The sequence below is a fragment of the Sporofaciens musculi genome (assembly GCF_009830285.1).
In the GTDB taxonomy this organism is placed as follows: domain Bacteria; phylum Bacillota; class Clostridia; order Lachnospirales; family Lachnospiraceae; genus Sporofaciens; species Sporofaciens musculi.
The window spans coordinates 4,186,785-4,209,441 of the sequence record NZ_WUQX01000001.1 but is presented as its reverse complement, the minus strand read 5'-3'; the positions used below and the strand labels follow the sequence as shown (position 1 = coordinate 4,209,441).

Here is a 22,657-nt window from a genome sequence, read left to right as displayed (position 1 = left end):
TTTTACGCCCATAAATATTGTAGTATAATTCTATTTAATTAAGTTGGATTATCTTGGATTGGAGAGAATTGAATGTATAATGAGGAGATTCCATACAAGGAGAAAACATCAGAATCCACACGCCAGATGCGCCAAGAATATTGGGAGGTGGCAAAAGGGCTTCAGAAGGTAGACGGGCTTTTGACTTCACAATTCCTGGAAGCTGTGGCAAAAGAGCATATTGAGGGGAGATATACATCAGATGAAGCGTTAGAACATGTGAGAAGGTACTATAACGAGGCTTCAAAAGATTACGACAGAGGGGAACGGGAAGCGGACGAAGTCAGCGCCAGAATGGTTCGGCTCTTGGAGAAGATGACATTCAAATTTTCACCGGTAATGTTAAAGTCTATCCATCGGGAGTTGTTTTTCGGTGTATTGCCGGATGAATACGTTGGTGAATGGAGAACCTGCAATCTTACAAAAGAAGAAGCAGTTCTCGGTGGAAGGAGTGTCCAGTATGGAGATTGGAATTCGATACAGGATTATTTGCAGTATGATTTCGGTGAAGAAAGAGGGTATCGGTATCAATATCCCTTTAGGGACACGGATATTCAAAGATTCGCCCAATTTATATCAGGAATCTGGCAGACCCATCCATTTAGAGAGGGAAATACTCGGACAACCGCAATATTTATTCAGTTATACGCAGGGAGTATGGGATTAAAGATTACGAATGAGCCGTTTCGAGAAAATGCCATGTTCTTCCGAAACGCACTGGTAAGAAGTAATTTCTCTGATATTCCAAAGGGAATCTATCCTGATTTTTCCTACCTGGAGGCTTTTTTTGATAATGTATTTTGTAATGCGGGGCATGATCTTTCGCAGATGGATTTGGTTTGTCATGCATTGCTTTAAAGTTTGAATGAGCAGACATGGAGTTTGGCAAATGATTTGAGAAATAGATGATTTCCCATCACGCTGCGGCATATACTGTCAGTAAAGACTATATCCGGAGTTGTGTCTATGAATGTAGAAAAAAGGAAAAAGTGGAGGAATTACGGAATAATTGCGCTGGCTCTTGGGGCCGCTCTTTTTGGTTCATTTCAATACATTTCCAGTTACTCTACGGTTTCCGGAAATATTAACGGAAAAGAGATGCCCATCTGTTCTGTGGAAACAGAGGAAAAGAAGGTGGCGCTAACCTTTGACGCTGCCTGGGGAAACGAGGATACCGCGCGGATTCTGGATATCCTCAAGAAGCACAAGGTTCAGGCGACCTTCTTCATGACAGGCGACTGGGTGGAAAAATATCCGGAGGAGGTTAAGGCAGTCAAAGAGGCTGGCCATGACCTTGCCAACCACAGCGCCAGCCACAGGAGTATGATTGGGCTTGAGAAGGAGGAGCAGAGGCAGGAGATACTGTCTGTGCACGAGAAGGTTTTAGAGCTTACGGGGGAGGAGATGCGGCTGTTTCGCGTCCCCTATGATAACTATGACGACGAAATTATCCGTAATATTCAGGCGTGCGGCTATTATCCCATTCAGTGGTCGGTTGACAGCCTTGACTGGAAGGATTACGGTGTTAAAGATATTGTTGAGACAGTATTAGAAAGCAGAGAGTTGAAAAATGGGGCAATCATCCTTCTGCACAATGGGACGAAGTATACGGCGGAGGCGTTGGATGATTTGCTGACAGAGCTTGAGAAGAAAGGATATCAAATGGTTCCGGTGTCGAAGCTCATCTATAAGAAGGGGTTTTATCTGGACGCAGCGGGACGTCAATTAAAAAAGAAATAAGAAAGGATAAAGTCAATGGAAAGCAGAGTATCAGTTATTAGTATCATGGTCAAGGATGAAAAAGCGGCGGGGGAGGTCAACCAACTCCTCCACCAATTCCGCCAGTATGTGGTGGGACGTATGGGAATTCCTTACAGAGAGCGTGGAATATCCATCATTAGCGTGGTTTTGGATGCGCCCCAGGATGCCACCAGCTCTCTGTCTGGAAAATTGGGAATGTTAAAAGGGGTCAGCGCTAAGACATTGACCGCTAAAACCGATTAATTCCGTTTTGTAATTCCTCCGCCCATTTCTGAAGGTTGTAGGTACGTCCGCCGAACAGCTTAAGAAGCGCGCCTGTAGGATTATTTTCGTTGGCAAATGCATTGGCCTCGTCAGTATCTACATGCATTGCCAGAGCGAAATCCGGATGGACGCGGACTACTACATCGGCAAAAATCAGAGAGCGTTCAAAACTCTCCATAATCACGAACACCTCGTCGTTGTCTTTGACATTTAATTGGATTGCCTGTACAGGGGTCATATGAATGTGACGCTTGGCGACAATGACACCGTGGTCAAGCTCAAGCTTTCCGTTTGGACCTTCCAGGATACAGCCAGGGGTGTCCGCCGTGTCTCCGGACTGGCGGATCATGCCTGGGATTCCCAACTTGCGGGAATCAGTCATGGAGATCTCCACTTGAGTCTCCTTGCGGAAAGGGCCTAGAACGGCAACATTTTCAAAGGAGGATTTGGGGCCTCTGATAGCGAGACGTTCCTGGCAGACGTATTGTCCTGGCTGGCTTAAGTCTGCCTTAAAAGTCAGCTCCTTTCCTTCTCCGAATAGAATATCAAAATCTTCGCGGCACAGATGGATGTGGCGTGCGCTTGTCTCGATTGGGATAGCGAGTCCCATAATTTAATCACCTCATTCGTAAATAATAACTTATTTTAGCAAACATGGAGTGTTTTTTCAACGCATGACTTCCATTTTATTGGAAAATAGAATATAATAACGGTATACGAAAATGCCGGCGGCAGTCTTTTTTGATATGCTGTGTGGAGAATAAAACAAACAGGAGGATTTGATGATGAGAGACGTATGGGAAAGCATTAAGGAATTTTTTTGGAGAGACTGGACGCCTGCGGAGAAAGTACTGGTGATTCTGTGCTGTGTATTGCTTGGGGTAATCAAGGGCTTCTTCCTGGCGCCGATTAAGAAGGGGATTAACTGCGGCAATAATAACGGCAATTCTTATATTCAGAATGAGGACGGATGTTGGGCAGAGGAAGAAGCGTAGTGAACAGTAATAAGGTGTAATACCCGATGAAACTTAGGCATTTTGTCACGTTGACAAAGTGCCAGTTTTTATTTTATAATGAAACAAGCGAAACAAGGGCGTTTTCATCCAGGCATGAGAACGCCCATTTTTATGCGCAAACCTGTGCAGAGGAAATATGCCGCTAAGGCGGACCATGGGTTGCGCGGCGAGTAGGGGAGGAATCCTCCTTACTCGATTTATGCCGATTTAGGAGGTAGAATTCGATGAATCATTACACAAAGCGGGATATTTTGAAAATGGTGGAGGAGGAAGATGTAGGCTTTATTCGATTACAGTTTACAGACATCTTTGGTATGATGAAGAATGTAGCCATCACCACCAGCCAGCTTAAGAAGGCGCTGGACAATCAGATTATGTTTGACGGCTCATCCATAGAAGGATTTGCGAGGATTGAGGATTCGGATATGTACCTGTATCCGGATCTGGATACATTTGCTATTTTTCCATGGAGACCGCAGCAGGGAAAGGTGGCTCGGCTGATTTGCGATGTATATAAGCCGGACGGTACGGTTTTCGAGAGCGACCCGCGTTATATTTTGAAAAAAGTGCTGTCAGAGGCAAAGGCTATGGGGTATGATTTTAACGTAGGGCCGGAGTGTGAGTTTTTCCTGTTTCATACAGATGAGGATGGCAGGCCAACGACCCTGTCCCATGAGAGCGCCACGTATTTTGATTTGGGACCGTTGGATTTGGGGGAAAATGCCCGTCGGGATATGGTGCTTACACTGGAGGATATGGGATTTGTTATTGAGGCGTCCCACCATGAGGTGGCGCCGGCCCAGCATGAGATAGATTTTCAGTACGGTGAAGCCCTTAAGACGGCAGATAATATTATGACGTTTAAGCTGGTGGTAAAGACTATTGCCAAACGCCACGGGCTTCACGCTACATTTATGCCGAAGCCAAAGTATGGGGTCAGCGGTTCAGGCATGCATATCAATATGTCGCTTGCCAGGGATGGAATCAATGCATTCTCGGATGGGGAGGATGAGAGGGGATTAAGTCGAGAGGCCTATTATTTTATTGGTGGTATTATGAGGCATATGAAGGCAATCAGTTTTATTACCAATCCAATTGTAAATTCCTATAAGAGGCTGGTGCCGGGGTATGAGGCGCCTGTATACATTGCCTGGTCTGCTAAGAACCGTACGCCTCTTTTGCGGATTCCTGCGGCAAGAGGACTTGGCGCCAGGGTAGAGCTGAGAAGTCCGGACCCGTCGGCAAATCCCTATCTTGCACTGGCGGTATGTCTGGCGGCAGGATTGGACGGAATCCGAAATGAGATTGCGCCGCCAAAGAGTATTGACTGCAATATTTTTGAGATGACAGATGAGCAACGAAAATCGGCGCAGATTGAGGCCCTTCCAGCAAGTCTTCGGGAGGCTGCAGCGGAATTTGCGAAGGATGAATATATCCAGGCTGTGCTTGGAGAGGATTTATCGAGAAAATATATTCAGGCTAAAGAGAAGGAGTATGCGCAATACCGTACACAGGTTACGGATTGGGAGATTGGCAGATACCTGCATCGGATGTAGATTGTCAGGAGGGGTGAGCTTGGTTGGTATTATCGTTGCATTTCCCAGTAAGGATGATGCGGTCAATATCCGCAACTTGTTGGTGCGGTACGGGATGGATGTCACGGGAGTCTGTACGACGGGCGCTAAGGCGCTGCAGTATGCTGATGCGGTGGATGAGGGGATTGTATTGTGCGGATACAAGATGAAAGATATGATGTATACAGAGCTGAGGGAATATCTGCCGAAGGATTTTGAAATGCTTTTGATTGCCTCGCCGGACAAATGGGCGGGGGATGGCGTGGATGGGGTGGTATGTCTGTCCATGCCGCTTAAGGTGTACGACCTTATGAATACCATGGAAATGCTGCTTCAAACCATGGAGAGAAGGCGAAGGAGGAAAAAAGCAGAGAAAAAGAATCGAAGCCCTAAGCAGAGGGAGGTAATCACGAGGGCAAAGGAATTGCTAATGTACCGTAACCATATGTCGGAGGAGGAGGCCCACAGATATCTACAAAAATGTAGTATGGAGAGCGGGACGAATATGGTGGAGACAGCAGAGATGGTGCTGAGTGTGATGGCAGAGTAAGGAAAAAGGAGTTTTAAGGATGAAATTTACAAAAATGCAAGGTTTGGGAAATGATTATGTATATGTGAACTGTCTAAAGGAACAGGTGGAAAATCCGCCGGAGATGGCGAGAAGGGTCAGCGACAGGCATTTCGGGATTGGCTCGGACGGGTTGATCCTGATTCGTCCGTCTGATTCGGCTGATTTTGAGATGGAGATGTATAATGCGGATGGCTCAAGGAGTGAGATGTGTGGAAATGGGATTCGCTGTGTGGCAAAGTATGTCTATGATTACGGATTGACTGATAAGACCAGCATTTCTGTGGAAACCCTTGGCGGAATCAAGTACCTGGATTTGACAGTGGAGGATGGAAAGGTTTCTATGGTTAAGGTGGATATGGGGAAGCCTGAGCTTCGGGCAGAGGCGATTCCGATTGTCTGTGAAAGGGGGACAGAGGAGTGCGTTGTAGACGAGGATAGTTTGTTGGGCGACGAAGCTGTCTCGGAGTATATGGTAGAAACAAACTGTAAAAAGGTAATCGATGAGCCGATTGTAGTTGATGGGATGGAGTACCAGATTACCGGCGTTTCTATGGGAAATCCCCATGCTGTAGTCTTTTTGGAGGATGTGAAAGGGATGGATATAGAAAAGCTTGGGCCGAGGTTTGAGAACCACGAGAGATTTCCCAAGCGAATTAATACGGAGTTCGTTCGGGTAATCGACCGAGAAACCATTGAGATGCGTGTTTGGGAGAGAGGGTCTGGCGAGACCCTTGCCTGCGGAACCGGCGCCTGTGCCGCGGCAGTAGCCAGTATCCTTAACGGGCTGGCAGAACGTAAGGTTACGGTGAAGCTGCTTGGCGGTGATCTGCTGGTCGAGTGGGAGGAGGAAACCGGAAATGTATATATGACAGGGCCGGCGGTTACGGTGTTTGAGGGTGTGATTGAGGAGGGGGCATAAGCTTGTGAATAGGAGGAAAGTAAATGTTTAAGGTTAATGAGGACTATTTGAAATTACCGGGAAGTTATCTGTTTTCAACAATAGGCAAAAAGGTGGCTGCGTTTCAGGAGGCGAATCCGGATAAGGGTATAATTCGTCTTGGAATCGGAGACGTGACGCAGCCTTTGGCGCCGTCTATTATCAAAGCCCTTCACAGCGCTGTGGAGGAGATGGCACATGAGGAGACCTTTCATGGGTATGCGCCAGATTTAGGATATGAGTTTTTGAGAAGCGCTATGGCGAAGAACGATTATCAGAACAGAGGATGTGACATTGAGGCAGATGAGATATTTATTTCTGACGGGGCGAAATGTGACTCAGGAAATATCCAGGAAATATTTTCCAGAGATTGTAAGATTGCCGTATGTGACCCTGTGTATCCGGTCTATGTGGATACGAACGTAATGGCGGGACGTACAGGTGTGTATGATGCTGTCACAGAGACGTGGAGTGACGTAATCTATATGCCTTGTACAAAGGAGACAGATTTTGCGCCAGAGCTTCCGAAGGAGACGCCGGATATTATTTATCTGTGCTTTCCGAATAATCCCACTGGATCTACGATTACAAAGGCACAGTTACAGGCATGGGTGGATTATGCCAACAAAAACGGGGCGGTTATTATCTATGATGCTGCTTATGAGGCTTATATTTCCGAGGAGGATGTACCTCATAGTATCTATGAATGCGACGGGGCAAGAACCTGTGCCATTGAGCTTCGGAGTTTTTCTAAAAATGCCGGTTTCACAGGGGTACGGCTTGGGGCAACGGTTATTCCCAAGGAAGTGAAATGTGGTGAGGTTATGCTTCATTCCCTGTGGGCGAGACGGCATGGCACGAAGTACAATGGCGCGCCGTATATCGTGCAGAAGGCGGGGGAGGCTGTGTATTCCGAAGCGGGGAAGGCTGAGCTTAAAGAGCAGATTGCCTATTATATGAGGAATGCAAAGGTAATCTATGAGGGGCTGAAGGGCGCCGGATACAATGTGTCCGGAGGTGTGAATGCGCCGTATATCTGGCTTGAGATTCCAAAAGGAATGACTTCATGGGAATTTTTTGACTGCTTGTTAGAACGTGCTAATGTGGTGGGAACGCCGGGGTCAGGGTTTGGACCCAGCGGGGAAGGGTATTTCCGGCTTACGGCGTTTGGCTCTTATGAAACTACTGTGGAGGCAATCGAGAGGATTCGCAAGATGTAGGAAGGCTGGAGGCTGTTGCGTAAAGCAAGAATATTATATCTGTATATTCTAAGCTTGTTGTGATAGCCTCTGCATTTTGGGGTGAGGTATAGTTGGAAGGATGTAGAATCGACTTTGAAAAAACAGAAAACAGAAAAAAATGAAAAAATTTCAAAAAAAGGGTTGATTTTTGGAAAAAAGCTGTTATAATATAATTTGTTCGTTGGTAATGATGCGGATTGGTGTAACGGCAGCACAGCAGACTCTGACTCTGTTAGTAGAGGTTCAAATCCTCTATCCGTAGTTCCTTGGCAGGGGCGCTGGATGTCTTGATGGACAAGGCATCCAGACAAAAATTAATATTGTCGGAGTGTGGCTCAGCTTGGTAGAGCGCTACGTTCGGGACGTAGAGGTCGCGTGTTCGAATCACGTCACTCCGATTATCCTCCATAAATATGGAGGATTTTTTGGTTTTAGGAGTGAGAAAGTCTGGTTGATTTTTGGAATGTTTTTGCTCTATACTCTTTTGTTTCGTTCTTTTTTGTGATAATCTAAATTATATAGAAATCCTATGGGAAAGTGAGGTGGATAATATGGCGCAGAATATTGTTGGTGTAGAAATACCGGCGGCATTGGTTCCATATCTGCATATAACGCAGGATGGAAAGACGATGGATGACAAAGTAACAATTTTTATTGTTGCAGGTTTGTTTGTGTCAGGGATTGTTACATTAGAAAAAGCTGCCGAATTGGCAGGAAAAAGTATCTGGGATTTCATTGATTTTTTGAAAGCACACGATATTCCATGGGGAAGTTATACAGAGGATGAATTTAAAATGGATGAACATGCGATTGACGATTTACTGGGAGGCTTAAATGAACAGTAAAAGAATTATATGTAATACCAGCCCAATCATAGGGCTAATATCAATCGGAAAATTGTCTCTTTTAGGAGAGCTGTTTGACGAATTGATTTTGCCAGAGGCTGTATATAGAGAACTTTGCGCAGATTCATCATCACACCAGAAAGAAATTGATGAAATCAAAGATTGTGTACGAAAAGGATATTTCAAGATTTATAGTGTCAAAAATTCTGACATGGTTAAGAGTATGTATGGAAAACTCCATTATGGCGAACTGGAAGTAATTGTTGCTGCAAAAGAACTGGGATTACAGATGGCGGTCATTGACGAAAAAGCGGCAAGAAAGATGGCGTCAGAATTTTTGGTTGACACGATTGGAATTTTGGGCATTTTGATTTTAGCAAAGCAGAGGGGATTCGTGAAGTGTATAAAGCCAGATGTTGACAAGCTGCGTATGAATGGGTATCGTATTTCTGATGAATTGTATATACAGATTCTCGCTAAGGCGGGTGAAGAATAGTTAGAACGTGATTGATATCTGCCCGTTCTAACACTTATTCTAACAGTTTACGTTTTTGTGGAGTGACTGGATTTTGGCAATTCTATTTTAGGAAGGCTCTAACGCCCGTAATTTGGGCATTTTCAGGGATATACAGGAAAATGGGGAATCAAGGAGTATAACCCTGTCAAATTGTCCTGGACGTAGAGGCTGCGTGTTTGAATCACGTCACTCCGATTATCCTCCATAAATATGGAGGATTTTTTGATTTTAAGAGTGAGAAAGTCTGGTTGGTTTTTGGAGTGTTTTTGCTCTATACTCTTTTGTTTCGTTCTTTTTTATGATAATCTAAATTATATAGAAATCCTATAGGAAAGCGAGGCAGATGATATGGCATAGAATATTGTTGGTGTGGAAATACCGGCGGCATTGTTTCCATATCTACATACAACGCGGGATGGAAAAACGATGGATAAAATAGAATTGGAGGAATTGTAAAATGAATATTTTGGTAATTACTGGAAGCGCACACAAAAAAGGAACATCATCCTATTTGGCAGATTCTTTTATTAAGGGAGCAGAAGATTCGGGACACGAGGTTCGTCGTTTCGATGCAGCGTTTAAGAACGTTCATCCTTGTATTGGATGTTATTCTTGTCAGAAGAAGGATCAGGTTTGCGTATTCAAAGACGATATGCAGGAAGTGAATCCAGAACTTTTAAAAGCGGAAGTCGTTGTGTTTGTTTCACCTATTTACTATTATGATATGAATGCACAGATAAAAGCGGTTATTGATAGGTTTTATGCAAATAATTCTGTATTAAGGGGTGCGGATAAAAAAGCAGTTTTGATGGTTACCTATGGTGATGAAACGGAAGAATCAGCAGAAGGAGCCATTGCATCCTATAAAGGCATGGTAAAATATTTGAAATGGGAAAATGTAGGAATTGTTTCTGCGAAAGGCTGTTATGTACTTGATGATGTTATAAACTCAGAATATCCAAAGCTGGCGTATGAGTTGGGAAAGAGTTTATAAGAATAATGGAGATATATTTATTGTCTTTTCTTTAGTCATGTTAGCACATGGTTACACCCAAGGGCACGCCGTAAGGCATACCCTTCGGGTGGGTGAACTCCTTTCATTTTTATTGCCAGGAGGCTATATTTTTTTCAACAAACTGCTGAAATGAGCGGGGTTTCTTTCCCATAATCTGTTCAAAAACAGAAGTGACCTTATTTGCAGTTCCTAAGCGTGTCATCAAGTATAGTATTCCCATAACGGTGCAGTATTCCTTTTCCATCCCTCGAATTTCTATCCAGTATTTTTGAGTAAATGATGGCTTTGGGTTAGTATAAATGATTTCCCGACCTAATTCTTTTGATAAAATATCTGCCACCTGCCAGTAGTCGATTGCTTCAGCGCCTGTTATAGAGTACCCTTTATTTTGATGTTTTTCTGGTTCACTTAATACTTTAGCTGTGATTTCACCAATGTCCTCTGCGTCGATAAAGCTGGTCAATGATTTTTTAACAGGGACAATAATCCTATTGAAATACTTAATTTCAAAAGCATGAACACCGCTGATATTCTGCATAAAAAAGCTTGGACGTATATGACAGTATGGCAGATTCCCCTGTTCTATATACTTTTCAATTTTATGGTGTGGAGGGAATGGATTATTTTCAACGCCGATCAGGGATAAGAAGCTGACAAGTTTTATTCCGCCTTTTGCTTTCAAAGCTTCAATAAAAGGCTTCAAATCTTCCGGCTTTCCCAAGTGTGGAGGACGCATAATAAATACCCTGTCAACATCTTTTAAAGCGTCATGAAAGGTTGCGGAATCAGTAAAGTCAAAATAGACTATTTCAGCTCTATCTTTAAACATTTTGGTAAGCCGGTCTGGATTTGTACCAGCAACGGTTATTTCCTGTCCGTTTTCAAGCGCATATTGAGCAACATATCTTCCTACATTTCCAGATGCCCCAGTAATTAAAATTTTACCCATTGTGTTTTTCCTCCAATAAAATATTATTTGCTTTTTCCAACAAACTGATTAAGGTGTCAAAATTTTTTTCTCCCATTTTAGCTTCCAGTATAGACATTGTCTTAAAATATTCTTCATAAGTGGCTTCTACCAGACGTACAGCTTTGTTCGTCGGTATCAGGCAAAAACTGCGTTTGTCAGTCTCAGACCGTTTTTTCTCGATATATCCATTTTTCAATAAAGAGGTTGCCATATTAGTTGCCATAGATTTTGTAACCTTGAAAAACTTTGCAACTGCATTAGGGTTTTTTTCTCCATCTGTTTTAACAAGGTATATCAGCATTCCCATTTCACTGGAACGAATGGGCAATTTCTGCTTTTTATTAATATTAAGCCTGCAAAAAAGAGAAATCTGCTTTGACGATTTTACCATTTTATCCATAATTTATACTCCTATTCCATAAAGTACATCAGATGTACTATATTACAATAGTATATTAGGTGTACTTTGTCAATGGGCAGCATATGATTGTTTCAAAATAGTTAAATATTTTTTGTTGCCGGAACAAAGGAATGATGTTACCATATATTTATTAAATTTAAATCTGGCGGTATCCTTCTACGCGATGGTTTCCGTGATTGCAGAATTTTATATCTCTTATAAGGAGGATTGACTATGACGCGAGAAGAATTATACCAATCACTTTACTCCCATGATACAATTTATCTGCCGCCCCATGAGCAGAGGACGGCAGCTTTGGAGGTAGCCCTTGGCTGTAGCTGGCACAAATGTACCTTCTGTGACTTTGCAAAGGATACGTTTCGTATCCATCCGCTTAAGAAGATTGAGCACGATTTAGAGATTCTGGGAAAGCTGCGTCCAGAGGATACCCGTCTGTTTTTTCTTGGAGAGAATGGATTTTTCATGAGTGCAGACCAGCTATTCCAGATTATAGAACTGAGTCGCAAGTATATGCCGAAGGTTCGGGAGTACGCCATGTATTCCCGTATTGACGATATCCTGCGTAAGACGCCAGATGAGCTTACGAAGCTTGCAAAGGAAGGGGTACAGGCATTGCATATTGGGGTGGAGAGCGGAAGTGATTCCATCCTTGAGGCGAGAAATAAAGGAGTTACTTCAGAGCAGATTGCCAAGGCTTTGCTTCGTCTTGATAAAGTGGGCATTGATTATTATCTGACCGTGATTCCAGGGCTTGGAGGGCGCAGCTTTTCGCGGCTGCATGCCATAGAGACGGCGCGGCTTTTGAATCGGGTGCATCCTCGCAACATCTGGTGTTTGAAATTAAAACTCTGGGAGGATACCCCTCTTTATAAAGAAGCGAAGGCAGGGACGTTTGACGAGATGACGCCAATAGAAATTCTAAGAGAAGAATATCTTCTTTTAGAAAATCTTACAGTAGAGAATTGTTTGTTTGAGGATACTACAGTTCTGGATGAGTTTACGGTTCAGGGGATACTGCCCAATCAAAAGGGGGAGCTCCTTAGGGCTATGAAGTATCTGCTTAGCCTGGCGGAAGGATAAAAGTAATATCCGGCAATAAACCAAGATATTTTTAGAGAAGGAGAAAAGCAGGATGAATTACAGCAGGATTCGACAGGGGACATTCAAGGAACGTCCGAATCGGTTTATTGCATATGTTGATATAGCTGGAAAGCAGGAGACAGTTCATGTAAAGAATACAGGGCGCTGCGCCGAATTACTGCTCCCAGGCGCTGTGGTGTATGTGCAGGAAGCGGACAATCCTTTGAGAAAGACGCGGTGGGATATGATTGCAGTTGAAAAAGGAAGCCGTATTGTGAATATAGACTCTCAGGTTCCCAATAAGCTGGTAAAGGAATGGCTGGAAGAAGGGAACCTTTTTGAGAATATAACCAGAATTCAGCCGGAATATACTTACGGCAAATCCCGTTTTGACTTGTATGTGGAGGCAGAGGGAAAAAAGATATTTATCGAGGTAAAAGGGGTTACCCTGGAGGAAAATGGTGTGGTGCGTTTTCCGGATGCTCCGAGTGAGCGGGCAGTCAAGCACGTGGAGGAATTAAAATCGGCTGTGAGAGAAGGTTATGAAGCCTATGTATTTTTTGTGGTGCAGATGAGGGGCGTCAAGTATTTTACGCCGAATATGGACACCCATCCGGCTTTTGGAGAGGCTCTTTTAAGCGCGGCGAAAAGCGGCGTCCATGTTTTGGCCTATGACTGTGAGGTGGAGAAGGCTTCGATTCATATTGCAAAGCCAGTGAAGGTTGTTCTTGAAGAACAGTCTGAATTGTCTGTGCCCCATCAAATTGCAGAGCCCATCGTTTCCTGGTTTCGTGAGCATAAGCGGGAGCTTCCCTGGAGAAAGAATCCAGATGCCTACAGGGTATGGGTGTCGGAGATTATGCTGCAGCAGACACGGGTTGAGGCGGTGAAGCCATATTATGAGCGTTTTTTAAAAGAACTGCCGACTGTGAAGGACCTGGCAAAAGCCAAGGAGGATAAGCTGCTGAAACTGTGGGAGGGTCTGGGATATTATAATCGGGTGCGGAATATGCAGAAAGCTGCACAGCAGATTGTGATTGATTATCAGGGGAATTTTCCGGACACTTATGAAGAAATTCTGTCATTAAAAGGAATCGGGAGCTATACGGCCGGCGCAATCAGCGCGTTTGCCTATGGTATTCCCAAGGCTGCAGTAGACGGCAATGTGTTGAGAGTAGTTTCACGGCTTACTGGCAGCCGTGAGGACATCATGAAGCAGAGCGTCAGAAAGAAGATAGAGGAAGCCTTAGAGAGAATAATCCCTCCAAATGCCCCAGGCGATTTTAATCAAGGACTAATCGAGCTTGGAGCCATTGTGTGCGTGCCTAACGGGGAGCCTAAGTGCGGGGAATGTCCCGTTGCTGGATTCTGTGAGGCAAGAAAGCAGGGAAGTATTGCAATGCTTCCTGTCAGGAGTAAAGGAAAAGCAAGGAAGATAGAGGAGAGAACCGTGTTTGTATTCCGAGACGGGAAGCAGCTTGCGATTCAAAAGAGGCCGTCGAGGGGATTGCTTGCAGGGTTATATGAATTTCCCAGCGAGTTGGGGCGTATGAGCCTTGAGGAAGCGTTGGCTTACAGTAAGAAGATTGGTCTGATGCCCGTTCGGGTGAAGGAGCTTGGGGAGTCGAAGCATATTTTCAGTCATATTGAGTGGCATATGACAGGGTATGAGATTCTTGTGGACGAGTTGGAGAAGACGAATAAGAAAGGATTCTTATTTATCCGTCCAGAGGAGATTGAGAAAGAGTATCCGATTCCGTCGGCATATGGATATTATGCTGATATCGTATTAAGAAAATAACAATCTGTCAACGGACATGCCTTTATATAGATAACTGCTATATATAGAGCGGTTTATAAGCATTTTCAATTTTATGATACTCCTTAGAAGTGGTATGATAAGAAGCAGGATTATTACAGCAAAACGCTAAGGAGGAAACACATGGAGATTATCAAGGATTTACCAGAAGTATTTGAAGAATTTGCAGAGCAGAGGAAGAACTCTTTCCTTGCAGTAAAGCAGTTGAAGGATAAGGGAGTGCCGGTTGTGGGAGCATACTGTACGTATTTTCCCCAGGAGATTGCCATGGCTATGGGGGCGGCCACAGTTGGATTATGCTCTACGTCTGACGAGACGATTGCAGAGGCGGAGAAGGAGTTGCCGAAGAACTTATGTCCGCTCATTAAGTCCAGCTATGGATTTGCCAAGACGGATAAGTGTCCGTTCTTCTATTTTTCTGACGTGGTTGTGGGGGAGACCACCTGTGACGGTAAGAAGAAGATGTACGAGTACATGGCAGAGTTCAAGGATGTTTTCCTAATGGAGCTGCCCAATACCCAGAGTGAAGAAGCGTTGAAGCTGTGGAAAAGCGAGGTCATCCGTTTCAAGGAATACCTGGAGAAGAAGTTTGATGTTACGATTACAGAGGAGGATATCCGCGGGGCTGTCAAGACCAATAATGAGGTGAGGAATTCTCTCAAAAGGCTGTACGAGGTTATGAAGCATGATCCGGCGCCCATTCAGGGACAGGATTTGTTTAAGGTATTGTACGGAAGCACGTTCAAGTTTGACAGGAAGGCGATTCCGGCAGAGGTGACAGCTCTGGTGGAGAAGATTGAGAAGGAGTATGCAGAAGGAAAGATGCTTGAGAAGAAGCCGCGTATTTTGGTCAGTGGATGTCCCGTAGGCGGCGCAACGGAGAAGGTTGTACGGGCTATTGAGGACAACGGAGGCGTTGTAGTTACTTATGAGAACTGCAACGGAGCGAAATCCATTGACAAGCTGGTGGATGAGGAGAATCCTGATATTTACGATGCCCTGGCAAGACGGTATCTGAATATCGGATGCTCTGTCATGACTCCCAACCCTAATCGCCTGGAGTTGCTTGGCAGGCTGATTGACGAATATCAGGTGGACGGGGTCGTTGAGATGACGCTCCAGGCGTGCCATACTTATAATGTTGAGTCTCTGTCAATCCGCAGATTTGTGAATGAGAAGAAGGGGATTCCGTATATTAATGTAGAGACAGATTATTCACAGGCGGATATCGGTCAGTTAAATACAAGGATTGCGGCATTTATTGAGATGCTGTAATACCATAAGTTTTTATGGATTTTTCATATTCCTGCTTTCGCTTTTTTAGGGCAAAGAAATACGTTGCTTGTAGAGACAAAAGATGGTAAAATCTTAGATTAGAAGAAAGAAGATAGAAGATGATATAGGCGAAGGCAGGGAGATTGGGGTATATGATTTATGTTACCGGAGATTGCCATGGGGACTACCGGAGATTTAACACAGCAGTATTTCCAGAGCAGAAGGAAATGAACAAAGACGATTACGTCATTATATGTGGAGATTTCGGTTATTGGGATGAATCAAAGGAGCAGAAGTATTGGCTGAAATGGCTGGATGGTAAGCCCTTCACAACCCTATGGGTTGATGGGAACCACGAGAACTATGATTTATTAAAAAAGCATCGGGTGACACAGTGGCATGGCGGGAAAGTACAGTATATCATGCCGTCGGTGATTCATCTAATGCGAGGGCAGATTTATGAGCTTCAGGGGTATAGAGTTTTTACTTTTGGCGGCGCAAAAAGCCATGATATTTCAGGCGGCGTATTGGAGGCGTCAGACCCGAATCTCAGGGCAAAGCGCAGGAAGCTGGAGAAGAAGAATGAGCTGTATCGGATTAACCATGTAAGCTGGTGGAAAGAAGAAATGCCTTCCGAGGAAGAACTGGCGGAGGGGCTTCGTAATCTGATTCGGAATAATTGGGACGTTGATTTCATTTTCTCCCACTGTTGTGCAGGCAGTACCCAGGAGCGAATTGCAGGTGAGATGTATCAGCCCAATATTTTGACAAGATATTTTGACAAGATAAAGGAGATGTGCCGGTATCGAAAATGGTTCTTTGGTCATTATCATGACAATAAAAATATTGGGAATAAGGAAATATTGTTGTATGAGCAGATTATAAGGATTTGCTAGAAGATGGGACCAAAATGAATGTGGGGGGGCGCTGGAAGACAGGTATCTTTTGGCGCCCCTTCATTATCGTAATTAAATCAAATATTTTGATAATCAAAATACTTGACAAACAAAATAAAGTGCTATATACTTTGAATGTCAAAATAATTTAATTTCAAAATAAATCAGAGGGATTCATATGACAGCGACAATATGCGGGACGGGTTCGTACATACCGTCATACACAATGGATAATCATGAAATTGCAGGGATGGTGGACACCAGTGATGAGTGGATACAGGAAAGGACCGGAATTGTCAGGCGGCACATCATTCAGAACGAAACCACTGTTTCCATGGCGGCAGAAGCAGGAAGAAGGGCCCTTGAGAATGGGGGCGTGTCAGCAGAAGAAGTGGATTTGATTCTGGTTTCCACTATATCCTCCAATCTTATTCTCCCCTGTGCGGCGTGCGAGGTTCAAAAAGAACTTGGAGCGGTAAATGCTACCTGCTTTGACTTAAGCGCAGCGTGTACGGGATTTGTCCTTGCCTACAACACGGCAATGGCTTATCTTTTGGGAGGAATGTACCGGACAGCGTTGGTGATTGGAAGTGAGAGCCTGTCGAATCTGACGAACTGGAAGGACAGAGGAACCTGCATCCTGTTCGGAGACGGTGCAGGTGCGGCCGTGATTCGCTTAGACGCTTCTGACAAGTCAGTATTAGAGTCGGATGGCAGAAGCTATCTTCCAGTCACACATTCCGACGGAGGCAGAGGAGAGGCCCTTACCTGTAAGAGCAGACATGACTTCAACGGATTGACAGGCGAGAAGCACCGGCATTGTCCGGAGGATATGATGGATGCTTCATATTACATGCAGATGGATGGACAGGCTGTGTTTAAATTTGCGGTGAAGAGTGTGCCGGAAGTTATTGGAGAAGTGCTTAAGCTCAACCGAGTGGACACTAGGGATATCAGCTATTACATTATGCATCAGGCAAATCAACGGATTGTGGAAGCTGTTGCCAAGCGTCTGGGAGAGCCGATGGAGAAATTCCCCATGAACCTTAAGGAATACGGCAACACATCTTCTGCCAGTATCCCGATTCTTCTGGATGAGATGAACCGTAAGGGAAGGCTTAAAAAAGGACAGAAAATTGTGCTGGCAGGCTTTGGCGCAGGGCTGACCTGGGGGGCTTCGATTGTTGAGTGGCGCAGATAGAATCCAAAAGCCGTATGGATACGGCCCAAAAAATCAAAAAAGAGATTAAGGAGAATGAATCATGTTAGAAAAAATCAAAGAAATCGTATCAGAGAATTTGGGAGTTGACAGTGCACAGATTACAGAGGCGTCCTCATTTAAGGATGACCTGGGAGCAGATTCCCTTGACTTGTTTGAGATGGTAATGGCGCTGGAGGATGAGTATGAGATTGAGATTCCCACAGAAGATCTTGAGCAGATTGCAACAGTGGGGGATGTTGTGAATTATATCAGCGCCCATAAAGAGTAAGTAAGAAATTAAACGGAGGTTTTAGCAATGCAGACAGAAGTGACCAGATTATTAGGGATTGAATATCCCATTATCCAGGGCGGCATGGCTTGGGTTGCAGAGTATCATTTGGCGTCAGCCGTATCCAATGCCGGCGGGCTTGGATTAATCGGCGCCGCAAGCGCGCCTGGCAAGTGGGTGCGCGAGCAGATTCGTGAGGCAAAGAAGCTGACAGATAAGCCCTTTGGCGTCAATATCATGTTAATGAGCCCATATGCCGACGAGGTGGCGAAGATTGTTGCCGAGGAAGGCGTCAAGGTAGTGACCACAGGTGCGGGAAATCCTGAGAAATACATGAAGATTTGGAAAGAAGCAGGTATAAAGGTGATTCCAGTGGTTGCCTCTGTCGCTTTGGCGAAACGTATGGAGCGCTGCGGCGCCGATGCCGTAGTTGCAGAAGGCTGTGAGGCCGGAGGACATATCGGAGAAAATACGACGATGGTATTGGTTCCCCAGATTGTGGACGCCGTTAGCATACCTGTCATTGCGGCAGGAGGCATCGCAGACGGAAGGGGAATTGCGGCGGCATTTATGTTAGGTGCGAAAGGCGTGCAGATGGGCACACATTTCGTTGTGACAGAGGAAGCCCAGGTCCATGAGAATTATAAGAATCGAATCATCAGCGCAAAGGATATTGACTCACGGGTGACAGGAAGAACCACAGGACATCCAGTTCGTGCCCTTCGCAATGAAATGACGAAGAAGTATATTGAATTGGAAAATAAAGGTGCAGGTTTTGAGGAACTTGAGCAGTTGACCCTTGGCGGGCTTCGCAAGGCTGTTGTGGAAGGCGATGTGAAGAACGGAAGCGTAATGGCGGGTCAGATTGCAGGAATGGTGAAGGAGAAGCTGTCTTGTAAAGAGTTAATCCAGAAGTTGGTAAAAGAGACAGACACGTTAATCAAAGGAGCGGGATTCTATGTCTAAGATTGCATTTATCTATCCAGGGCAGGGCGCCCAAAAGGCAGGCATGGGTGCAGATTTTTATGAAAAGAGCGAGACTGCAAGGGCAATCTTCGATGGAGCAAGCAAGAGGCTTGATTTGGATATGAAAGCCCTCTGTTTTGAGGAGAACGACAGGCTTGACCTTACGGAATATACCCAGGCGGCCCTTGTCACCACCTGTCTTGCCATGACGCGGGTTGTAAACGAAGGGGGACTTAGACCGGATATAACGGCGGGCCTAAGCCTTGGCGAGTATTGCGCCATTGCCGCGGCGGGAGGGATGGATGATTTGGACGCTGTCCGCCTGGTGCGTAAGAGAGGAATTTTGATGCAGAACACAGTGCCGGCAGGCGAGGGCGGCATGTGTGCAGTAATGGGACTTGATGCAGGTAAGATTGAGGAAGTTCTTGAGAAGATGAAAGGCGACGTGACTATTGCTAATTATAACTGTCCGGGACAGATTGTAATCACCGGAAGGCTGGCGGCGGTAGAAAATGCGTCTGTAAAGCTTAAAGAGGCGGGGGCAAAGCGTGCAATGATGCTCAATGTAAGCGGTCCGTTCCATTCTCCAATGCTTGTTTCAGCAGGGGAAGAATTGGAAAGTGAGCTTGATACGGTCAGCCTTCATGCTCTAAAGCTTCCCTACGTGACCAACGTGACGGCAAAGAAGGTTGAGGACATTGCAGAGACAAAGGGACTTCTTAAGGAGCAGGTGAGCTCTCCGGTCCGTTGGATGCAGAGCATGGAATACATGCTTCAGGAGGGTGTGGACACATTCGTAGAGATTGGTCCGGGAAAGACCCTTGCAGGGTTCCTGAAGAAGATTAATCGTGAGGTGAAGGTTTACAATATCTCCTCATGGGAAGATATGGAGAAAACAAGAAGTATATTCTAAGAAAGGGGCGGGGTAAAGTATGTTAGAAGGAAAAGTAGCAGTTGTGACAGGCGCATCACGGGGAATCGGCAGAGCTATTGCCCGAAGAATGGCTGCAATGGGTGCATTTGTGGTCATTAATTATAACGGTTCAACGGAACGGGCCAAGCAAGTGAAGCAGGAGATTGAAGCAGAGGGCGGCAGCGCGGCAGTTTATCAGTGCGATGTGTCTGACTATGAGAAATGCGAAGCATTTCTTAAGGATGTGGTTACTGAATATGGGCATATTGATATCCTCGTCAACAATGCTGGTGTTACCCAGGATGGGCTTCTGATGAAGATGTCTGAGGAAGCGTTCGACAGGGTGATTGATACGAATCTGAAGGGCACGTTTAACACGATACGGTTTGCAAGCCGCCAGATGCTTAAGCAGAGAAGCGGGCGCATTATTAATATGTCCTCTGTCGTGGGAGTGACGGGGAACGCAGGGCAGGCGAATTATGCCGCATCAAAAGCTGGAATCATTGGGCTTACCAAGGCGGCCGCCAGGGAGCTTGCTTCGCGGGGCATTACGGTGAACGCCATAGCGCCAGGCTTCATAGAGACAGATATGACAAATGTTCTGTCCCAACAGGTGCGGGATGCGTCCGTAGCACAGATTCCTCTTGGCAGATTTGGGAAACCAGAGCAGGTAGCAGCGGCAGCCGTATTTCTGGCGTCAGAGGATGCAGGGTATATTACCGGACAGGTGCTTCATGTAGACGGTGGTATGGTGATGTAATCTCTGGTTTATTATGGAGAGGATATGAACGGCAGCAGGATTTTGTCTTATGTCTTGGAAAGGAATGACAGAGTATGAAAAGAAAAGTTGTAGTGACCGGACTTGGCGCTGTAACGCCAATCGGTAATACTGTGAAAGAGTTCTGGAATAATGTAAAAGAGGGAAAAGTAGGAATCGGTGAGATAACTAAGTTTGACACCTCTGATTACAAGGTAAAGTTGGCGGCGGAGGTCAAAGACTTTTCTGCGAAAGACCATATGGATTTCAAAGCGGCAAAGCGTATGGAGTTATTTTCACAGTATGCGGTAGTGGCGGCAGCGGAGGCGTATCAGGATTCCGGCCTTGACATTCACAAGGAGGACCCCTATCGGGCAGGTGTAATTGTCGGTTCTGGGATAGGAAGCCTGCAGGTGGTGGAGCGTGAGTATGAAAAGATTCTGACGAAAGGTCCCGCAAGGGTAAATCCTCTGATGGTGCCTCTGATGATTTCCAATATGGCGGCGGGAAATATTTCCATTCAGTTAGGTCTGAAGGGAAAATGTACGAATGTGGTGACAGCCTGTGCGTCAGGTACTAACTGTATCGGAGACGCTTTGCGCGCCATTCAGTACGGTGATGCGGACATTATGTTTGCCGGCGGTACGGAGAGCTGTATCTGCCCTACGGGAGTTGCCGGCTTCACAAGTCTGACGGCATTGTCCACCTCCAGCGATCCTTTGCGGGCGTCTCTGCCTTTTGACGAAGAACGAGGCGGCTTCGTACTGGGAGAAGGAGCCGGAGTGGTGGTCTTAGAAGAACTTGAACATGCCAAAGCGCGAGGCGCAAAGATTTATGCAGAGGTTAGGGGATACGGCGCCACCGGAGACGCATTTCACATTACTTCTCCTGCAGAGGACGGGGAAGGCGCGGCAAAGGCAATGAGCCTTGCTATGGAAGAAGGCGGGATTCTGCCGTCCCAGGTGGATTACATCAACGCCCATGGAACAGGGACCCATCACAATGATTTGTTCGAGACAAGGGCAATCAAGCTGGCTTTTGGCGACGCGGCCAAGGATGTGGTTATTAATTCGACCAAATCCATGATTGGACATCTGTTGGGAGCTGCCGGCGGAGTGGAGTTTATTACCTGTGTGAAGACCATTGAAGACGGATTTATCCATCAGACTGTGGGAACCAGGAGGACGGACGAGGAATGCGACCTAAATTATGCGATTGGCGCGCCGATTGAGAAGGACGTAACTTATGCCCTCACCAATTCTCTGGGATTTGGCGGACATAATGCTACGCTGCTTTTGAAAAAATATGACGGGTAGGAGATGCAAAAGCATATGGAGATAGAAAACCTGATTAAATTAATAGAAACCGTGTCTGCATCTGAGCTGACCGGAATGAAATATGAAGAAAATGGAATGAAGCTGCATCTTACGAAGAAAAAGGAACAGATTCAGGTGGTTGCGGCATCAGGGACGAATATGTACAGTTCTGAGGATGGGGCTTCTGTCATGAGCCTGGCGCCTCAGGCTGCTGGGAATATGATGAATTCCCCGTCTGGGACAGAAGAAGCGAAAGCCGGCGGCGCCTTGGAAAATGGGGACCGAATTCCGGAAGGAAAAATTGTGGAATCTCCGTTAGTGGGAACCTTCTATGCCGCCCCTTCTGAGGATGGGGCTCCGTTCGTGACGGTGGGTGATACCGTTAAGAAGGGACAGACCTTGGCAATTATCGAGGCAATGAAGCTGATGAATGAGATTGAGAGCGAGTATGATGGAACGGTTGCGGAGATATTGGTGGAGAATGGGAAGCCGGTAGAATACGGTCAGCCCCTGTTCCGAATCCGTTAGTCCAAGCAGGGAGGTTATCATGCATTTAAATATTAATCAAATTAAGGAAATTATCCCTCACAGACATCCCTTTCTCCTCATTGACTACATTGAGGATTACCAGCCAGGAACATTTGCCATAGGATACAAATGCGTCACCTACCGTGAGGAATTTTTTGCCGGACATTTTCCAAAGGAGCCTGTGATGCCAGGGGTTCTGACCGTGGAGGCGCTGGCTCAGGTGGGAGCGGTCGCAATCCTGAGTGTGGAGGAAAACAAGGGAAAGACGGCTTACTTTGGCGGAATCAATAAATGTAAGTTTAAGGGCAAAATCGTACCGGGCGACAAGGTTCGTCTGGAAACACGCATCATCAGGCAGAAAGGACCCGTAGGCATAGGCGAGGCCGTTGCCAGTGTGGATGGAAAAACAGTTGTCGCAGCAGAATTGACATTTATGATTGGATAGG

26 protein-coding genes and 2 tRNA genes are annotated in these 22,657 nt (G+C 45.6%); 25 read left to right on the top strand and 3 right to left on the bottom strand.

What is annotated here, in order from left to right; genetic code table 11:
- The first annotated feature begins 72 nt into the window (after positions 1–72).
- The 3 genes from GN277_RS21425 to GN277_RS21415 all read left to right on the top strand — a co-directional run bounded on the left by GN277_RS21425 (position 73) and on the right by GN277_RS21415 (position 2,043).
- Positions 73–897: a Fic family protein gene (locus GN277_RS21425; RefSeq protein ID WP_159753470.1), complete on the top strand. Its 825-nt coding sequence runs from the start codon at positions 73–75 to the stop codon at positions 895–897.
- A 108-nt stretch (positions 898–1,005) separates the two neighbouring features.
- Complete coding sequence (locus GN277_RS21420) at positions 1,006–1,779, top strand: polysaccharide deacetylase family protein (protein WP_159753467.1); 774 nt, start codon at positions 1,006–1,008, stop codon at positions 1,777–1,779.
- A gap of 15 nt (positions 1,780–1,794) precedes the next feature.
- Positions 1,795–2,043, top strand: coding sequence for a TM1266 family iron-only hydrogenase system putative regulator (locus tag GN277_RS21415; protein WP_159753464.1), 249 nt, complete (start codon positions 1,795–1,797; stop codon positions 2,041–2,043).
- Here GN277_RS21415 and GN277_RS21410 read toward each other — a convergent pair.
- Positions 2,030–2,674, bottom strand: a complete 645-nt coding sequence (locus GN277_RS21410; RefSeq protein WP_159753461.1) for a PduL/EutD family phosphate acyltransferase — start codon at positions 2,672–2,674, stop codon at positions 2,030–2,032. The two genes, GN277_RS21415 and GN277_RS21410, sit on opposite strands and share 14 nt — an antisense overlap.
- Positions 2,675–2,846: 172 nt before the next feature.
- Here GN277_RS21410 and GN277_RS21405 point away from each other — a divergent pair, with 172 nt between their 5' ends.
- The 10 genes from GN277_RS21405 to GN277_RS21360 all read left to right on the top strand — a co-directional run bounded on the left by GN277_RS21405 (position 2,847) and on the right by GN277_RS21360 (position 9,759).
- Complete coding sequence (locus tag GN277_RS21405; RefSeq protein ID WP_244324824.1) at positions 2,847–3,059, top strand: hypothetical protein; 213 nt, start codon at positions 2,847–2,849, stop codon at positions 3,057–3,059.
- Positions 3,060–3,304: 245 nt separating this feature from the next.
- The gene (glnA, locus tag GN277_RS21400) at positions 3,305–4,636 is read left to right on the top strand and encodes a type I glutamate--ammonia ligase (protein ID WP_159753457.1); all 1,332 of its coding nucleotides are present in this window, start codon (positions 3,305–3,307) and stop codon (positions 4,634–4,636) included.
- Between the two features lie 19 nt (positions 4,637–4,655).
- Entirely contained in the window at positions 4,656–5,204 is a 549-nt protein-coding gene (locus GN277_RS21395) for an ANTAR domain-containing response regulator (RefSeq protein WP_159753454.1), read from the top strand.
- Positions 5,205–5,223: 19 nt separating this feature from the next.
- On the top strand, positions 5,224–6,144 hold the full coding sequence (gene dapF / locus GN277_RS21390) for a diaminopimelate epimerase (protein WP_159753451.1): 921 nt from the start codon (positions 5,224–5,226) through the stop codon (positions 6,142–6,144).
- A 23-nt stretch (positions 6,145–6,167) separates the two neighbouring features.
- Entirely contained in the window at positions 6,168–7,382 is a 1,215-nt protein-coding gene (locus tag GN277_RS21385) for an LL-diaminopimelate aminotransferase (protein WP_159753448.1), read from the top strand.
- A gap of 212 nt (positions 7,383–7,594) precedes the next feature.
- Positions 7,595–7,665 (top strand) — tRNA-Gln (locus tag GN277_RS21380).
- A gap of 62 nt (positions 7,666–7,727) precedes the next feature.
- Positions 7,728–7,801, top strand: a tRNA-Pro gene (locus GN277_RS21375).
- A gap of 153 nt (positions 7,802–7,954) precedes the next feature.
- On the top strand, positions 7,955–8,248 hold the full coding sequence (locus GN277_RS21370; protein ID WP_159753445.1) for a UPF0175 family protein: 294 nt from the start codon (positions 7,955–7,957) through the stop codon (positions 8,246–8,248).
- Positions 8,238–8,744: a DUF3368 domain-containing protein gene (locus GN277_RS21365; protein ID WP_159753442.1), complete on the top strand. Its 507-nt coding sequence runs from the start codon at positions 8,238–8,240 to the stop codon at positions 8,742–8,744. The genes GN277_RS21370 and GN277_RS21365 overlap by 11 nt, the downstream gene beginning before the upstream one ends.
- Positions 8,745–9,222: 478 nt before the next feature.
- On the top strand, positions 9,223–9,759 hold the full coding sequence (locus GN277_RS21360; protein WP_159753439.1) for a flavodoxin family protein: 537 nt from the start codon (positions 9,223–9,225) through the stop codon (positions 9,757–9,759).
- Between the two features lie 109 nt (positions 9,760–9,868).
- Here the strand turns inward: GN277_RS21360 and GN277_RS21355 are convergent, their stop codons facing one another.
- Both GN277_RS21355 and GN277_RS21350 read right to left on the bottom strand, forming a co-directional pair.
- Positions 9,869–10,729: an NmrA family NAD(P)-binding protein gene (locus GN277_RS21355; RefSeq protein ID WP_159753437.1), complete on the bottom strand. Its 861-nt coding sequence runs from the start codon at positions 10,727–10,729 to the stop codon at positions 9,869–9,871.
- Positions 10,722–11,150 (bottom strand): MarR family winged helix-turn-helix transcriptional regulator, encoded by a 429-nt coding sequence (locus tag GN277_RS21350; RefSeq protein WP_159753434.1) that lies wholly within the window; start codon positions 11,148–11,150, stop codon positions 10,722–10,724. The genes GN277_RS21355 and GN277_RS21350 overlap by 8 nt, the downstream gene beginning before the upstream one ends.
- Before the next feature lie 234 nt (positions 11,151–11,384).
- Between GN277_RS21350 and GN277_RS21345 the strand changes: the two genes are divergently transcribed.
- The 12 genes from GN277_RS21345 (at position 11,385) to fabZ (ending at position 22,656) form a co-directional block, all read left to right on the top strand.
- Positions 11,385–12,251: a radical SAM protein gene (locus GN277_RS21345; RefSeq protein ID WP_159753431.1), complete on the top strand. Its 867-nt coding sequence runs from the start codon at positions 11,385–11,387 to the stop codon at positions 12,249–12,251.
- A gap of 52 nt (positions 12,252–12,303) precedes the next feature.
- Positions 12,304–14,052 carry an A/G-specific adenine glycosylase gene (gene mutY / locus GN277_RS21340; RefSeq protein WP_159753428.1) on the top strand — a complete coding sequence of 583 codons (1,749 nt, stop codon included), beginning with the start codon at positions 12,304–12,306 and terminating at the stop codon, positions 14,050–14,052.
- Between the two features lie 141 nt (positions 14,053–14,193).
- Complete coding sequence (locus GN277_RS21335; RefSeq protein WP_159753425.1) at positions 14,194–15,345, top strand: double-cubane-cluster-containing anaerobic reductase; 1,152 nt, start codon at positions 14,194–14,196, stop codon at positions 15,343–15,345.
- A 152-nt stretch (positions 15,346–15,497) separates the two neighbouring features.
- The gene (locus tag GN277_RS21330) at positions 15,498–16,241 is read left to right on the top strand and encodes a metallophosphoesterase family protein (RefSeq protein ID WP_159753422.1); all 744 of its coding nucleotides are present in this window, start codon (positions 15,498–15,500) and stop codon (positions 16,239–16,241) included.
- A 178-nt stretch (positions 16,242–16,419) separates the two neighbouring features.
- Positions 16,420–17,442 carry a beta-ketoacyl-ACP synthase III gene (locus GN277_RS21325; protein WP_159753419.1) on the top strand — a complete coding sequence of 341 codons (1,023 nt, stop codon included), beginning with the start codon at positions 16,420–16,422 and terminating at the stop codon, positions 17,440–17,442.
- 61 nt (positions 17,443–17,503) lie between these two features.
- On the top strand, positions 17,504–17,731 hold the full coding sequence (gene acpP / locus GN277_RS21320; protein ID WP_159753416.1) for an acyl carrier protein: 228 nt from the start codon (positions 17,504–17,506) through the stop codon (positions 17,729–17,731).
- A 27-nt stretch (positions 17,732–17,758) separates the two neighbouring features.
- Positions 17,759–18,697, top strand: a complete 939-nt coding sequence (fabK, locus tag GN277_RS21315; RefSeq protein ID WP_159753413.1) for an enoyl-[acyl-carrier-protein] reductase FabK — start codon at positions 17,759–17,761, stop codon at positions 18,695–18,697.
- Positions 18,690–19,610, top strand: coding sequence for an ACP S-malonyltransferase (gene fabD / locus GN277_RS21310; protein WP_159753410.1), 921 nt, complete (start codon positions 18,690–18,692; stop codon positions 19,608–19,610). Before fabK ends, fabD begins: the two co-directional genes overlap by 8 nt.
- 19 nt (positions 19,611–19,629) lie before the next feature.
- Positions 19,630–20,370 (top strand): 3-oxoacyl-[acyl-carrier-protein] reductase, encoded by a 741-nt coding sequence (fabG, locus tag GN277_RS21305; RefSeq protein ID WP_159753407.1) that lies wholly within the window; start codon positions 19,630–19,632, stop codon positions 20,368–20,370.
- Between the two features lie 74 nt (positions 20,371–20,444).
- Positions 20,445–21,683 (top strand): beta-ketoacyl-ACP synthase II, encoded by a 1,239-nt coding sequence (fabF, locus tag GN277_RS21300; protein ID WP_159753404.1) that lies wholly within the window; start codon positions 20,445–20,447, stop codon positions 21,681–21,683.
- 15 nt (positions 21,684–21,698) lie between these two features.
- The gene (accB, locus tag GN277_RS21295) at positions 21,699–22,211 is read left to right on the top strand and encodes an acetyl-CoA carboxylase biotin carboxyl carrier protein (RefSeq protein WP_159753401.1); all 513 of its coding nucleotides are present in this window, start codon (positions 21,699–21,701) and stop codon (positions 22,209–22,211) included.
- A gap of 16 nt (positions 22,212–22,227) precedes the next feature.
- The gene (gene fabZ / locus GN277_RS21290; RefSeq protein WP_159757031.1) at positions 22,228–22,656 is read left to right on the top strand and encodes a 3-hydroxyacyl-ACP dehydratase FabZ; all 429 of its coding nucleotides are present in this window, start codon (positions 22,228–22,230) and stop codon (positions 22,654–22,656) included.
- Position 22,657: the final 1 nt, after the last annotated feature.